The following is a 13,633-nucleotide window of genomic DNA, read 5'->3' as shown; positions in this document are numbered from 1 at the left end:
AGTTTCAAGTTAGAATATTTCAAATAAAGTTTTCTTAAAAAAAAGAAAAAAAATAGACTATAAGAACTCTTTATTCTTTAATAATAACTTTTAATAAGTCTAGTGTAAGTTTTCTTATAAAAATTCTACTTTTGTAGAAGATAAAAATGAATATAATATGTCAGAGAATATAGAAAAAGTAAAATGTTTGATAATAGGTTCTGGACCTGCAGGATATACAGCAGCAATATATGCAGCAAGAGCTAATATGAAACCTGTTTTATACCAAGGAACACAGCCTGGTGGACAATTAACAACTACAAACGAAGTTGAGAATTTTCCTGGTTATCCAGATGGTATTACTGGTCCAGCAATGATGATGGAGCTGCAAAAGCAAGCTGAACGTTTTGAAACAGATGTTAGAGATGGTTGGATTACTAAGGTAGATTTTTCTGGAGATGTACATAAAGTATGGGTTAATGGTGAAAAAGAAATCCACTGTGATACCGTAATTATATCAACTGGAGCAAGTGCTAAATATTTAGGTTTAGAGTCTGAACAAAAATATTTAAAACTAGGAGGTGGAGTTTCTGCTTGTGCTGTATGTGATGGTTTTTTCTACAGAAATCAAGAAGTGGTAATTGTGGGAGCAGGAGATAGTGCTTGTGAAGAAGCTCATTACTTATCAAAATTATGTACTAAGGTAACCATGTTAGTTAGACGTGATGAGTTTAGAGCGTCTAAAATTATGGCTGAACGTGTTAAAAATACTAAAAACATAGAAATCCTTTATAATACCGAAACGGAAGAAGTTATTGGTGACGGTCAGGTTGTAACAGGTGTTAAAGTTTTAAATAATCAAACAAAGCAATCACACTTAATTCCAGCAACTGGATTTTTTGTGGCAATTGGACACAAACCTAATACAGATATTTTTAAAGGCTTTTTAGATTTAGATGAAACAGGTTACATTATTAATGCTAAACCAGGAACATCTAAGACAAATATAGACGGTGTTTTTGTTAGTGGAGATGCTGCAGACCATGTGTACAGACAAGCTATTACAGCAGCAGGTACAGGATGTATGGCAGCTTTAGATGCAGAACGTTATTTAGCAGCTAAAGATTCTTCTTTTGAGGTTAGCACTTCTACTTATAACTAGTATTTAAATTTTAAAATAAAAAAAAACCGAAGCAATTGCTTCGGTTTTTTTTATTCATATATTTTCGGAATACAATAGTCTTATTTTTTCTTTAAAATAGCATTATCCTCAAAGGTTTCAATTGTGATTTTAGAGCTTCCAAAGATTTCTATTATTGAAGATCCTGAGGCTTTTACCACTAATTCTCCACTAACATCTACGTAAGCTTCAGCTCTATTTTCTGTAGTTACAGTTGCGTTTTTTGATGTTAAATTTTGGCCATTAAAATCCGTCGAGTTATCAGCATTTAATATTAAATTAGCTGTATCACCTTCAATTTTTGCATCCGCACTCTCTAACATATCAACGACTATTTTAGACGCGTTAATTAATGCTTCAACCTTACTGCTTCCGTTTAGCTCTAAAGTAGCAGCTTTTGCAGTAATATTTAATTCAGCTTTAGCTTTATCATTATTTATTAATTTAAATAAATTACTGTCTATTGTTAAGTAAGCTTCTGTACTACTAGAGGTTGTTAATGTTAGGTCATCAAATTTTAAGCTAGATTTAGAGCTGATTTCTGCATCCTCCTTAAGCTCGATAGTATTTAAAAGCGAATTATAAAATATGGTTATTTCAAGTTTTTTTTCTTGCAATCTTGCAGTTGTTTTTAAACTTAAGGTGTTATCCTGAGATATTATTTTAATGTAATTATGTAAGTTTTCGTCTGTAGTAATTTCAATTCTAGTAGAATCTGCTTGTACTAAATTAACTTCAAAGTCTTCTGTTAAAACTAAACGCTGAAAAGCATTGACAGGAGTGGATACTTTGGTAAGGACACGACTACCTTTAACCTTTTCTTTTTTTTGTGCAAACGTAAATGTAGTTGCAAGAAGTAATAATATTGTAAGTAATTGTTTTGACATTTATGTATTTTGATTTGTTAGTACAAATATAAGCAAAAACCATCCCAAACTTGATTAAAGCTTGAGATGGCTGGTTTTTTTGATTGATTTTTGATAAAATTATCCGTCCTGTTTAAAATAAAATAGACACGATGGAGGTTACTAGATACTCGATTAATGTGATCATAATGGTTAGTTTTTGATTTGATTAATGATTATGGTTTAATTTTGATCTTTATTATTGGTTATATTAATTCCGTCTTCTTCATTAATAGTGACTTTTACGTTTTTTGTACTTGCTTTTGCACCTTCGTCGTTAATAATAACATCCATAGTGTCTGTTTTTGCCACTATACCTTCTTGATTTACAACAATGGTTGAGGTGTTGTCGTTATCTGAAGCCATGTCATTATCGTCATCACAATCCAAACATTCTAATTTAGCACGTTTTACTAGTAAAAAGTGTTCTTCCATTCCGTTATTTAAAATATCGTTATAATAATGACTGTTGTTTCTGTGGTAATTATAAGTGCTTTCTTCAGCAAATAATACGCTTCCTTCTGGTAGATAAATCGTTAGTTCTACTTCTTGATCTCTTGAAATGTCATTGTTAGATACCGTAAAGTAGTTGTCTAATATTAAGTTGTTGTTATTTAAAGTGTAATTATAGCTTATGTTTTTTGCTCTGTCTTTAGCTTTACTGTAGCTGCTTCCTCTAGCAGATTTATCCACTCTAAGTTTAGCAACACTATCTTTAGTAGACTTAACAATTAGTCTGATCCCTTGAGAAAACACAACCTCGTTTCCGTTATCGTCGTCAGCACGTTGTAATCCATAATCACGTCTAAAACGTTCAGCAAAGGTGTCGTTATAGTTCATGCTAATCACTAAAGTATCATTAGTTTTAATGTTTGCTAATTGTTCTGTTTTAATGTCTGCAGCTTTTTCTTTATAGCTTAAGCCTTGTCTTCTACCAATAATGGCTAAGCCAATTATTGCCATAATCCATAATCCAATTAAACTATATTTAGCAACACTACCCATTGGTTTTAGGTTGTTTACTAATATTTTTAAGCCTAAGTAAATAAAGAAAATAATTGGGATAACAGATACTATAAATATTAAGACTGGAAATAACCAAAAAAGCCCATCACCATCATTGAATGTTCTAACATAATCTGTGGTAAAAAAGCCAAAATCGGCATTAAAAAAGGTCCCAAATATTAAACCAATTGCTAAAGCTATGATACCAGCAACGCATGATACTACAAGTGCAATACCAATAAATTTAGAAAATATTTTAAATAAAGATGAAATAACGTTTCCTAAACCTCCAAAAAAGGATTTACTACTAGATTTGATCTTATTTGTATCTATCTTTTTTACCGAATCTGATATGTTGTCTGACGCCTGTCCAAACCCTTCTTTAAACTTGTCCGCATGTTTTTGAAAATCTATATTTTTTACATTCTCTGATACGCTGTCAAATCCGTCTTTAATTTTTTTTTCGATATTAGAAATAGTGACTTCCTCTCCAGTCATGTTTAATTTATCAGCAGTCGTGGTTGCTTCTGGAATAAAAATCCATAATAATATGTACAAGAAAATACCAGTACCAGCTCCAAATACTAAAAGTATCCAAACTAATCTTACCCAAATAACATCAATATTAAAGTAGTGTGCTAATCCAGAACAGACACCACCAACATAGCTGTTTTCGGTATCTCTAAATAGTTTTTTAGCATTACTGTTTTTAGATCTTGATGAAGCATGACTTTTTGGAGTAGGTTCGTCCTCAAATATTTCGTCATCTACCAAATAATCTTCTGGTTGTCCCATGATGGTAATAACATCCTCAACTTCTTTATTACCAATAACTTGTCGGTCTGTTTTCATGCGTTCAGAAAATAACTCTGCAATTCTAATTTCTATATCAGCGATAATTTCAGAACGACCTTGAGAGTCTGTAAATGAACGTTTTATAGCCTCAAGATAACGCTGCAGTTTTAAGTATGCATCTTCATCGATATGAAAAAATATACCTGCTAAATTTATATTGACTGTCTTATTCATTTTTAGTTGATTTAATTGATGTTACTATATTTACTGCATTTTGTAATTCGTTCCAAGTCGTGGTTAATTCTTTTAAAAAAAGATGACCTGTTTCTGTCAATCCGTAATACTTACGTGGTGGTCCAGAGGTGGATTCTTCCCAACGATAGTTAAGTAATCCAGCATTTTTAAGTCGTGTTAGTAAAGGGTATATTGTGCCTTCAACAACTAATAATTTAGCGTCTTTAAGTGTTTCTAATATTTCGGCAACGTATGCATCTTCGTCCTTCAAGACTGACAAGATGCAGTATTCCAGAACACCTTTGCGCATTTGTGCTTTTGTGTTTTCTATCTTCATAATTCTGTAAGATGTTTCATAATTAAACTGTTCGTTTTTTGATGATTTGATTGATTGATGATGTGTGTTATTTGATAAATTTTATTGTAAATGGATATTTGTATGCTTGACCATCTCTTGCTTTTAGACTTGCATTAATTATAAAAATAATTTCTAATATAAAACCAAATACTGCCAGTAGTCCAATGCTACCACCAATATAAAATAGAGGTGACGGTTTGGTAAGATTAATATTAATGCCTTCAAAAGCCTGAAAATCTAATAAGTCTAAATGGTTAAATAAAGTGAAAGCAAAAAACGGTATACATAATGTGCCTATGATTACAGCATATAATAAAATGCTAAACTGAAAATTAATAGCTTGTTTACCATGAGCATCAATAAACTCTGATTTATCTTTATTAGCAACCCATAATACTATTGGTGCTATTAAATTTCCGAAAGGAAATATAAACCTAGAAAAAGTTGATAAATGAATAAATGTTGCTAGATTTTTTTGATGACTGGTAACCATAATTCAAAAGTATATAATAGTTTCTTATGCAAATATATATCTTTAAAAAGGTATTATGCAATACAAAGTACTAAAAATTAACATATTTTTAACATAGTGTAATGTCAATTATTTTCGATAATTTAGCTGAAAATCGAATATATAATGAAAATAACTCCTAGTAAACTTAACACATTTACAATGCTTAAATTACCATCAGCTTTTTTGTGTGGTGTTAGAACAAAAGTTTTAAATGATACACAATGCGTAACAACTGTAAAACATAGATGGTTTAATCAAAACCCTTTTAATTCTATGTTTTGGGCTGTTCAAGGTATGGCTGCGGAATTTGCAACTGGTGCCATGATGATGATGAAAATACAAGAAACAGGTAAAAAAGTATCCATGTTAGTCACCTCTAATAATGCCACGTTTACTAAAAAGGCGACAGGCAGAATTACCTTTGTGTGTAATGATGGTTTAAAAGTAGATCAAGCATTACAAAATGCTATAAAAACTGGAGAAGGTCAAACTATTTGGATGCAGGCTATTGGTACTAATGCTGATGGAGTAGTAGTATCAACATTTAATTTTGAATGGTCTATTAAAGTAAAAAGCTAAACTCCAATTGTAACAAATTGTACAATTAAGCAACATATAATAAATTAAAACTTTACAAATATGTATCCAAAAGACGAATTACCTCAAAACAGTTTAAATGCACATGACATAGATTATAAAATTTATGGCGAAGAAATGCAATATGTAGAAGTAGAACTTGATCCGCAAGAAGGCGTTATTGCAGAAGCAGGAAGCTTTATGATGATGGATGATGGTATTAAAATGGAAACCATATTTGGTGATGGCTCTCAAAACGATTCTGGTTTTTTAGGAAAAATATTTGGAGCAGGAAAACGATTGTTAACTGGAGAAAGTTTGTTTATGACAGCATTTTACAACAACTTGACAGGAAAGCGTAAAGTAAGTTTTGCATCACCTTATCCTGGAAAAATTGTAGCTATTGATTTGCTGGAATACAAAGGTAAGTTTATATGTCAAAAAGATGCTTTTTTATGTGCAGCTAAAGGTGTTAGTGTAGGTGTAGAATTTAGTAAAAAATTAGGTCGTGGTCTTTTTGGAGGCGAAGGTTTTATAATGCAAAAATTAGAAGGAGACGGATTAGCTTTTGTACATGCAGGAGGAACTTTAGCAAGAAAAGTATTGCAACGAGGAGAGACATTAAGGGTTGATACAGGATGTATAGTTGGCTTTACTCAGGACGTGAATTATGATATAGAGTTTATTGGAGGTATTAAAAATACCGTTTTTGGTGGTGAAGGTTTGTTTTTTGCAAAATTAGAAGGTCCAGGCGTCGTATATATACAATCGTTACCATTTAGTAGGTTAGCAGGACGTGTATTGCAAAGTGTACCAAGAGGAGGGAAAAGCAAAGGCGAAGGTAGTATTCTTGGTGGTTTAGGAGACTTATTGGATGGTGATAATCGCTTCTAAGTAAATAATTTTAACGTGTTTTTAACTGTTAAAATTTTGGATACATCAATTTTGAACCTGTTTTTTTGCTACCTTTAATCGAAACTTTTAAACCGTTTGCCTATAGCATACTATTACTTTTTATTTAACTAAACCTAATAATTAATTATGGCAAGAGCAATGTTTGAGTACACTAAAACTGTACTGCAAAAAGTTAGTTTTGATACCACGTTGTTTTGCAAAGAAGTCCAAAAAGCCTTAGAGCGACTTTTACCATATGAGGTAGAAGAGCTTAAAGTGTATATTGAGTCTTTAGTACAGCAAAACCCAAAATTAGACCAATGTTTAATATATCTAAACACTTAAAAATATAAAACTAAAAAGCGACCAACAGGTCGTTTTTTTTATATAAATAACTTAAGTAATGTTATAAATTTGAACTAAATGCTATAACTTTGCAAAAATTATTTTTTCTGAAAAAGCTGTTTACAATATTATTGTTTTTATCCTTTGCAATACGACCTATGTATTACGTTGGTTATGTGGCCTATTTTCAGTTAAATATAGATTACATTATAGATACCTATTGTGTTAATAAAGAAAAACCACAATTAGCTTGTAATGGTAAATGTCATTTAGCAAAACAATTGCAATCACCAATAAGTGATGATAATGATAGTAAAGCTATAACTACTTTGGCAGAGTCTTTTTTCCCTGTATTTTACTTGGAATACCAATATGCTCTAGACGCTTCTTCGCTAGTGTTTTTTAATCAAAAAAATACAACGATTTATAACCAAAGGTATTCTTACAACTTTGATTATTTTCATTTTAAACCTCCAATAGTATAATTTTTTATTTTTCGACTTAAGCCAAAACAGGCTTAATTACATTCTATTTAAATAAAAAATAACAATACAAATGAAATTATTAAAATACACATTTGCACTATTAGTGTGTGCAATATTTACAGCATGTTCATCAGACGATGATAATAATCAACCAGAAGATTTAACAGGACAAACAGGTGTTATTACACTTAAGTATGACAATGGAGTTGGTGATCAGGATTTTATATTTGGTACCACTTACAATAAATCTAATTCAGAATCTTTTAAATTAGAAACGTTAAAATACATGATTAGTAACGTAAGATTTACGGATTCTAATGGTAATATTTTTGAATATCCAACAGAGGATAACGTTTTTATTATCAACGAGCTTGATGGTAATAACGCAGGCGAAATCTTTGTGACATTAGAAGGTGTGGACGCAGCAGATTACGTATCTGTTACTTTTGGTGTAGGGATTGACCAAGACAGATTTGCTTTAGGTGCAGCAGGTCAAGGTACTTTTTTAGACTATGCAACAGACCAAGGTATGATGTGGAGTTGGGCTTCGGGATATAAATTTATAAGATTAGATGGTACCTATTCTACAAGTGCAGTGTCTGACCAACCATTAGCAGTGCATATGGGAAGCGTTGGGACAGCATTAGATAATTATAAGGAAGTAACGTTAAGTTTTCCAAATACAGTTTTGGTTAGAGCAGATAAAACACCAGAAGTACATATTAAGGCAGATATAGCTAAAGTTTTTGATGGTACAACAACAGCTAATTTTGCTGATGGTTATGATCAAGTACATACAGATGTTAATGAGACACCAATAATCGCAACAAACATAGCTACAATGTTTGAGGTACATCACGTACATAACGATTAAAACTTATCTAATAACACCATTAAAGGCTAAGTGCTTTTAATGGTGTTTTAAATCTCATTATTATGAAAAAGTTAAGCCTTATAATTTTGGGCTTGGTTACACTGTTTGCGTGTTCTAATAGTACAGATACAGCAAACTATGTTCCCATACCTTTACAGTTAGATTTGCCATCCAATTTTCCAGATATAACTTATAATTTGGATAATAATCCCATAACAGACGCTGGTTTTGAATTGGGTAAAAGACTATTTTACGAAGGTAAATTATCCTCTAATGGTGCAATAGCTTGTGCTTTTTGTCATGAGCAAGCTTTTGCTTTTACACACCATGGACATAATTTAAGTCATGGTGTAAATGGAGGAATTGGTTTAAGAAATGCACAACCTATCCAAAATTTAGCTTATCAAACATCCTTTATGTGGGATGGTGCAGCATCGCATTTGGATTTGCAACCCATACTTCCTATTACTAGCGAGTTAGAAATGGGTGAAACCTTATCCAATGTTATTGTAAAATTACAACAGGACAGTTATTATCAAGAGCAATTTGCTAAAGCATTTGATGGAGGAGAAGTCAATACGGAAAACATGTTAAAAGCATTGTCTCAATTTATGTTAATGATGATTTCTTCTAACTCTAAGTACGACAAGTATGTTAGGCAAGAAGATAATGTTACATTAACAACAACAGAGTTGGATGGTCTAAATACGTTTCAAAATAAGTGCTCAAGCTGTCATGCTTCAGACCTTTTTACCGATCAAACCTTTAGAAACAATGGTTTGCCAATTAATCCGCAATTAAACGATAAAGGACGTTTTAATATACTAGAAAACCCAGACGATTTGTATAAGTTTAAAGTGCCAAGCTTACGTAATGTAGAGGTGTCTTATCCTTATATGCACGATGGACGTTTTTCTACCTTAGAAGTCGTCTTAGATTTTTACAATTCTGGTATTGTGGATAATGGTAATGTGGATGCGTCATTACAAAAAACAGATGGGACTTACGGTATCTCACTTTCAGCATACGAAAAAGAGAGTTTAATAGCTTTCTTAAAAACATTAACCGATAATCAATTTTTAGAAGATGAGCGTTTTGCAGAATATTAAATATTTAATAATAGGAGTCGTTTTATTTAGTGTCGCTAAAGCGGAAGCACATAATCCCGTAAACCCTTGTAATAAACATGAACCATTTCAGGTATTGTGTGATTTATGTGGCTGCTCTACAAGTAGCGGAAGTTTTGGTTTTGGAACTTTAAGCAATGCTAACTTTGTTGGTTTAAGATATATTTATCAAAATTTTGAGTCTAAAAACGGGATTTTTGAAAACTCTCCAATAAGCAAGGAAACCTTTAATACCATACAATTATGGGCTCAAATACCAATTAATGATTCTTTTTATGTCACTACAAGTCTACCATATCAAGATTTGACAAGAGACTTTAATAACGTAAAAGAAAATTTAAACGGATTAGGAGATGCAAGTGTTATAGGATGGTACAAACACGTGTTTTATAAAAAGAAAGATGAAAACGTCGTAGACTTTAATCCTAATAAAGAACCATCAGGTCATAGTCTGCAGTTTGGTTTAGGTGTTAAATTACCCACTGGCCAGTTTGAACAAAGATTAGCAGATAATATTAATCCTGGATTTCAAGTTGGTACAGGTAGTGTTGATGGTGTTTTTTCTTTAGGTTATAATTATGGAAGTGATAAATTTGGTGTCAATACGCTACTTAGCTATTATTTAAAAGGCGAAAATAAAAATGACTACCAATTTGGAGATCAATTTAGTTATGCGGTAAACTTTTTTACTGCAATTCCGCGACAAAAAATGAATATCATGCCATTTGTTGGACTTTCAGGAGATGTATATGATTCTATTACACAATACGACGAAACGTTAAGAGATACAGATGGAGATATTTTAAACTTTAGCTTTGGATCCGAGTTGGCTATCGAAAAATTTATCTTTGGAGCTAGCTACACATTACCAGTTAGTCAAAACTTATTTGGTGATAATGTACAGTCCAAACAGCGATTGTCCGTTTATGTCAATTTTGCTCTTTAAAAAAAAGCGACCATTTGGTCGCTTTTTTTTATTTTTTAGATACAGGACTAATTATTTGCACGTTTTGAAAAGCAATAGCACCTCTAACAATACCAGAAATCACGTCTTGCATTGCTTCAATAATTTGCATTTTAAGCTCGCTTTTATGATATATTAAGCTAACTTCTCTTGCAGGTGAAGGTTCTGTAAAATAATGTAGATTCTCTTTATCTCTATCATTTAAGTCTAAGGTATGTAAATAAGGCATTAATGTCATGCCTAGACCTTCGTTAGATAATTTAACCAAAGTTTCTATACTACCACTTTCTATTTGAAACTTATCGTCACTATGGTTTTTAAAAGCTTTACATAAATTAATAACACCATCCCTAAAGCAATGACCATCTTCTAGTAAAAGCATGTCATCTATTTCTAAGTCAGAGGTTTCTAACTTTTTCTTGTTTTTTAACCTGTGATTTTGTGGTACGTAAGCAACAAATGGTTCAAAATATAGGACGCGTTCTTTAATATTTTCGTTTTCTAAAGGTGTTGCAGCAATTGCAGCATCTAAATGACCATCGTTAATTCTAGATATTATTTCTTCGGTAGTTAACTCTTCAATTTTAAGTTTAACCTTAGGATATTTTTTAACAAAATTGGTTAAAAACATAGGTAATAATGTTGGCATAACGGTTGGGATAATACCAATCTTAAATTCGCCACCTATATAACCTTTCTCTTGATCTACAATATCTTGGATTCTGTAGGATTCATTAACTATATTTCTAGCTTGGGTTACTATTTTTTTACCTACTTCTGTTAACTCTATTGGTTTTTTACTTCTATCAAAAATTAAAACATCTAATTGATCTTCTAATTTTTGTATTTGCATACTTAAGGTTGGCTGTGTTACAAAGCACTTTTGAGCTGCTTTTGTGAAATTTTGATTTTCTGCAACAGCAAGTACATAGGATAATTGAGTTATTGTCATCGATATAGTTTAAGACTATAAAAATATAAAATCTATCAATAAAACTTATATATTAATTGGTTTATTTAGTTGTAAATTTGGTTAAACAAATAAAAAACAATACTATGACTTACAATAGCTTAGGACTAGACACAAAAAAAACTAAAGAATTAGCAGATCAATTAAATCAATTACTGGCTAATTTTCAGATATATTATCAAAACTTAAGAGGAATCCACTGGAATATTAAAGGTAAAAACTTTTTTGGGTTACATGTTAAGTTTGAAGAGTTATACACAGATGCAAACATGAAAGTAGATTTAATTGCAGAGCGTGTTTTAACTTTAGGAGAAACACCATTGCATACTTTTGAAGACTACGTTAAAATAGCTAAAGTACCAGTAGGACATAATGTATCTAAAGATGAAAACGCTGTAGCTTTAATTGTAACATCTTTAACAGAATTATTAAAATTAGAACGTGACATTTTGGATGCTTCTGGAGATGCAAATGATGAAGGTACTAACGCTATGATTAGCGATTTTATCTCTGAGCAAGAAAAAACCATTTGGATGATGAATGCTTGGTTAGGTAAAAGCTTATAATGACATTAATTTTTGATTAAAAAAGAGCTACATAAGTAGCTCTTTTTTTTTGAAACATAGTTTTTGTAGGTTTGCTAAATATACTTATATAAAGTAAGTATTTTGTGTGTTAATAGTTAAGATAATGAAGACTCCAAAAACACCTTGGCCAACCAAAGCAGCTATGGAACAGGTTTATAAATTAAACCTTTGGGGAAGTAATGCGTCAGAATTTTATTCAGGTGAAGGTTCGCATAATCCGGATTTGGTTAATCCTTATATAGAGGTTATTGTATCTTTTTTAAAAACATTCAAAACACCAATAAGTGTTTGCGATTTAGGCTGTGGCGATTTTAATATTGGAAGTAATTTGTACAATTATGCTAGTAAATATTTTGCTGTAGATATTGTACCAAGCTTGATTGATTATAACAAAAGCAATTTTATAGCAAATAACTTGTCCTTTAGTTGTTTGGATATTGCTTTAGACGAATTACCGTCTGCAGATTGTGCCTTAATTAGGCAAGTTTTACAACATTTATCTAACAAAGAAGTTAAAAACATATTGCAAAAGCTAAAGGCTTACAAATATGTTATCATTACAGAGCATATTCCATCATTTGATTTTATACCTAATCAAGATATAATTTCGGGACAAGGTATTAGACTTAAAAAGCAGAGTGGTTTGGATGTTTTAAAAGCACCTTTTAATTTTAAGATTACATCTCAAGAAGCGCTTTTAACTATAAATTTAAAAGAAGGGAAAGGTAAAATTGTAACAACTAAGTATACACTACAATAAATTATTACTTAAAATAGGGTCAGATTTACATAGCAATGTTTTCTAATAATATGTCTGCAACTTGTGGAAGTCTATTAATTAAATCTTCTACAACCTTAGGATCGCTTAAATCTGTTCTTATACCTGGAATTAAACTTAATGAAGGATCATCAAAATCTGCACAACCCATACTCCAAATACCAAAAAGTCTAGTCTTTACTGTTTGATCATCAATTATTTTGATTTTACTATGTCTTATATCTCGACGTAAACGGTTTAACAGGTCGTCAATAATATTATGGTCTCCTTCTATAACCTGAACAAATAAACCATCCTTATGCATTAGGACACCTGTAATATTATCTATTGTGTTAAATGCACGTGCGTCATGTAATAAATCTAATAAATCACGTTTATTAAAATGTTGTGTGGCTTGACTAGAGTAAATTATTCGACGATAGGTCATATATTGATTATTAAGTAGGTAATTAAGAGCGTTGGTTATCACTAAGTTAATCAAAAAAAAAGATAATGTTGAAAAAAAATGCAAAATTAAAAAAGCCACGATATAGTGGCTTTATTTTAATTTGTTTTTTGGATAGTCCTAGAAGCGTACATCAAAGTTTAAATTTTTATTAGTTACTTCAAATTTAGCTTCAGAAAAATTAGGAGGACCATAAGATAGCGGATTGTTAGACATACCATAGTTTTCCTGAGGCATACCGTTTTCAAAATCCATACGATTATTTTCATTTTCATCATGTAATACCATTATTGCGTATGCACCAGGTTTTACATTTTTAAAAGTTACCGTTACAGTATTATCTTTTATCGAGCTATTTATATTTTGTATGCCTTGACTTTTCATCCAAGTATCATTGGTATGCAAAGCAAACATTATTTGTCCTGAATTGTTTTTTACTTTATTAACTACAACAGTGATAGTTTGACCAGTATCTGTAGTTTCATCAGCATCTACTTGTGCAAAGGAAAATGAAATGCTAAGAATAAAAACTACTAAGCTATTTACAAAAGTTAAGTACTGTTTTTTAGATGTTTTAAAAGTCTTCATAAGGTGTTGTTTTAATTGGTTAACACTTCA

General features: G+C 31.2%; 17 protein-coding genes. 10 read left to right on the top strand and 7 right to left on the bottom strand.

Features of this window, described 5'->3' with window-relative positions; all coding sequences use genetic code 11:
- Nucleotides 1-157: 157 nt before the first annotated feature.
- Nucleotides 158-1,141, top strand: a complete 984-nt coding sequence (gene trxB, locus JM82_RS08255; RefSeq protein WP_145002292.1) for a thioredoxin-disulfide reductase — start codon at nucleotides 158-160, stop codon at nucleotides 1,139-1,141.
- 80 nt (nucleotides 1,142-1,221) lie between these two features.
- On the opposite strand, the gene JM82_RS08250 is transcribed toward trxB, so the two are convergent.
- From JM82_RS08250 to JM82_RS08235, 4 genes are all read right to left on the bottom strand, one after another.
- Nucleotides 1,222-2,046, bottom strand: a complete 825-nt coding sequence (locus JM82_RS08250) for a GIN domain-containing protein (protein WP_145002290.1) — start codon at nucleotides 2,044-2,046, stop codon at nucleotides 1,222-1,224.
- Nucleotides 2,047-2,247: 201 nt separating this feature from the next.
- Nucleotides 2,248-4,098 (bottom strand): PspC domain-containing protein, encoded by a 1,851-nt coding sequence (locus JM82_RS08245; RefSeq protein ID WP_145002288.1) that lies wholly within the window; start codon nucleotides 4,096-4,098, stop codon nucleotides 2,248-2,250.
- The gene (locus JM82_RS08240; protein WP_145002286.1) at nucleotides 4,091-4,435 is read right to left on the bottom strand and encodes a PadR family transcriptional regulator; all 345 of its coding nucleotides are present in this window, start codon (nucleotides 4,433-4,435) and stop codon (nucleotides 4,091-4,093) included. The genes JM82_RS08245 and JM82_RS08240 overlap by 8 nt, the downstream gene beginning before the upstream one ends.
- A gap of 67 nt (nucleotides 4,436-4,502) precedes the next feature.
- A complete protein-coding gene (locus tag JM82_RS08235) occupies nucleotides 4,503-4,949 on the bottom strand; it encodes a DUF4870 domain-containing protein (protein WP_145002284.1) in 447 nt (148 codons plus the stop codon).
- Between the two features lie 144 nt (nucleotides 4,950-5,093).
- Between JM82_RS08235 and JM82_RS08230 the strand changes: the two genes are divergently transcribed.
- From JM82_RS08230 to JM82_RS08200, 7 genes are all read left to right on the top strand, one after another.
- A complete protein-coding gene (locus JM82_RS08230; protein WP_145002282.1) occupies nucleotides 5,094-5,549 on the top strand; it encodes a DUF4442 domain-containing protein in 456 nt (151 codons plus the stop codon).
- A gap of 60 nt (nucleotides 5,550-5,609) precedes the next feature.
- Complete coding sequence (locus JM82_RS08225) at nucleotides 5,610-6,440, top strand: TIGR00266 family protein (protein WP_145002280.1); 831 nt, start codon at nucleotides 5,610-5,612, stop codon at nucleotides 6,438-6,440.
- Nucleotides 6,441-6,587: 147 nt separating this feature from the next.
- Nucleotides 6,588-6,785 (top strand): hypothetical protein, encoded by a 198-nt coding sequence (locus JM82_RS08220; RefSeq protein ID WP_028281676.1) that lies wholly within the window; start codon nucleotides 6,588-6,590, stop codon nucleotides 6,783-6,785.
- A gap of 89 nt (nucleotides 6,786-6,874) precedes the next feature.
- On the top strand, nucleotides 6,875-7,270 hold the full coding sequence (locus tag JM82_RS08215) for a hypothetical protein (protein WP_145002278.1): 396 nt from the start codon (nucleotides 6,875-6,877) through the stop codon (nucleotides 7,268-7,270).
- Nucleotides 7,271-7,340: 70 nt separating this feature from the next.
- On the top strand, nucleotides 7,341-8,144 hold the full coding sequence (locus JM82_RS08210; protein ID WP_145002276.1) for an MbnP family protein: 804 nt from the start codon (nucleotides 7,341-7,343) through the stop codon (nucleotides 8,142-8,144).
- 62 nt (nucleotides 8,145-8,206) lie between these two features.
- Nucleotides 8,207-9,253: a cytochrome-c peroxidase gene (locus JM82_RS08205; RefSeq protein ID WP_145002274.1), complete on the top strand. Its 1,047-nt coding sequence runs from the start codon at nucleotides 8,207-8,209 to the stop codon at nucleotides 9,251-9,253.
- Complete coding sequence (locus tag JM82_RS08200; RefSeq protein ID WP_409994625.1) at nucleotides 9,231-10,217, top strand: hypothetical protein; 987 nt, start codon at nucleotides 9,231-9,233, stop codon at nucleotides 10,215-10,217. The genes JM82_RS08205 and JM82_RS08200 overlap by 23 nt, the downstream gene beginning before the upstream one ends.
- 28 nt (nucleotides 10,218-10,245) lie before the next feature.
- Here the strand turns inward: JM82_RS08200 and JM82_RS08195 are convergent, their stop codons facing one another.
- On the bottom strand, nucleotides 10,246-11,187 hold the full coding sequence (locus JM82_RS08195) for a hydrogen peroxide-inducible genes activator (RefSeq protein WP_145002272.1): 942 nt from the start codon (nucleotides 11,185-11,187) through the stop codon (nucleotides 10,246-10,248).
- Nucleotides 11,188-11,291: 104 nt separating this feature from the next.
- On the opposite strand from JM82_RS08195, the gene JM82_RS08190 reads away from it, so the two are divergent.
- Together JM82_RS08190 and JM82_RS08185 are read left to right on the top strand one after the other, a co-directional pair.
- Complete coding sequence (locus JM82_RS08190; RefSeq protein ID WP_145002270.1) at nucleotides 11,292-11,771, top strand: Dps family protein; 480 nt, start codon at nucleotides 11,292-11,294, stop codon at nucleotides 11,769-11,771.
- Nucleotides 11,772-11,895: 124 nt separating this feature from the next.
- Nucleotides 11,896-12,552 (top strand): class I SAM-dependent methyltransferase, encoded by a 657-nt coding sequence (locus JM82_RS08185; RefSeq protein ID WP_145002268.1) that lies wholly within the window; start codon nucleotides 11,896-11,898, stop codon nucleotides 12,550-12,552.
- A 25-nt stretch (nucleotides 12,553-12,577) separates the two neighbouring features.
- Here JM82_RS08185 and JM82_RS08180 read toward each other — a convergent pair whose 3' ends face one another.
- Together JM82_RS08180 and JM82_RS08175 are read right to left on the bottom strand one after the other, a co-directional pair.
- Entirely contained in the window at nucleotides 12,578-12,997 is a 420-nt protein-coding gene (locus tag JM82_RS08180) for a BLUF domain-containing protein (protein ID WP_145002266.1), read from the bottom strand.
- A 138-nt stretch (nucleotides 12,998-13,135) separates the two neighbouring features.
- On the bottom strand, nucleotides 13,136-13,603 hold the full coding sequence (locus JM82_RS08175) for a DUF2141 domain-containing protein (RefSeq protein ID WP_145002264.1): 468 nt from the start codon (nucleotides 13,601-13,603) through the stop codon (nucleotides 13,136-13,138).
- Between the last annotated feature and the right edge of the window lie 30 nt (nucleotides 13,604-13,633).

The organism is Olleya sp. Hel_I_94, from assembly GCF_007827365.1.
GTDB lineage: Bacteria > Bacteroidota > Bacteroidia > Flavobacteriales > Flavobacteriaceae > Olleya.
This window is presented reverse-complemented; position numbering and strand designations above follow the sequence as displayed.

Bases quoted from the DNA above. Each gene is read 5' to 3' on its own strand.
- trxB (WP_145002292.1), top strand. From the start codon at position 158: ATGTCAGAGAATATAGAAAAAGTAAAATGTTTGATAATAGGTTCTGGA.
- JM82_RS08250 (WP_145002290.1), bottom strand. From the start codon at position 2,046: ATGTCAAAACAATTACTTACAATATTATTACTTCTTGCAACTACATTT.
- JM82_RS08245 (WP_145002288.1), bottom strand. From the start codon at position 4,098: ATGAATAAGACAGTCAATATAAATTTAGCAGGTATATTTTTTCATATC.
- JM82_RS08240 (WP_145002286.1), bottom strand. From the start codon at position 4,435: ATGAAGATAGAAAACACAAAAGCACAAATGCGCAAAGGTGTTCTGGAA.
- JM82_RS08235 (WP_145002284.1), bottom strand. From the start codon at position 4,949: ATGGTTACCAGTCATCAAAAAAATCTAGCAACATTTATTCATTTATCA.
- JM82_RS08230 (WP_145002282.1), top strand. From the start codon at position 5,094: ATGAAAATAACTCCTAGTAAACTTAACACATTTACAATGCTTAAATTA.
- JM82_RS08225 (WP_145002280.1), top strand. From the start codon at position 5,610: ATGTATCCAAAAGACGAATTACCTCAAAACAGTTTAAATGCACATGAC.
- JM82_RS08220 (WP_028281676.1), top strand. From the start codon at position 6,588: ATGGCAAGAGCAATGTTTGAGTACACTAAAACTGTACTGCAAAAAGTT.
- JM82_RS08210 (WP_145002276.1), top strand. From the start codon at position 7,341: ATGAAATTATTAAAATACACATTTGCACTATTAGTGTGTGCAATATTT.
- JM82_RS08205 (WP_145002274.1), top strand. From the start codon at position 8,207: ATGAAAAAGTTAAGCCTTATAATTTTGGGCTTGGTTACACTGTTTGCG.
- JM82_RS08200 (WP_409994625.1), top strand. From the start codon at position 9,231: ATGAGCGTTTTGCAGAATATTAAATATTTAATAATAGGAGTCGTTTTA.
- JM82_RS08195 (WP_145002272.1), bottom strand. From the start codon at position 11,187: ATGACAATAACTCAATTATCCTATGTACTTGCTGTTGCAGAAAATCAA.
- JM82_RS08190 (WP_145002270.1), top strand. From the start codon at position 11,292: ATGACTTACAATAGCTTAGGACTAGACACAAAAAAAACTAAAGAATTA.
- JM82_RS08185 (WP_145002268.1), top strand. From the start codon at position 11,896: ATGAAGACTCCAAAAACACCTTGGCCAACCAAAGCAGCTATGGAACAG.
- JM82_RS08180 (WP_145002266.1), bottom strand. From the start codon at position 12,997: ATGACCTATCGTCGAATAATTTACTCTAGTCAAGCCACACAACATTTT.
- JM82_RS08175 (WP_145002264.1), bottom strand. From the start codon at position 13,603: ATGAAGACTTTTAAAACATCTAAAAAACAGTACTTAACTTTTGTAAAT.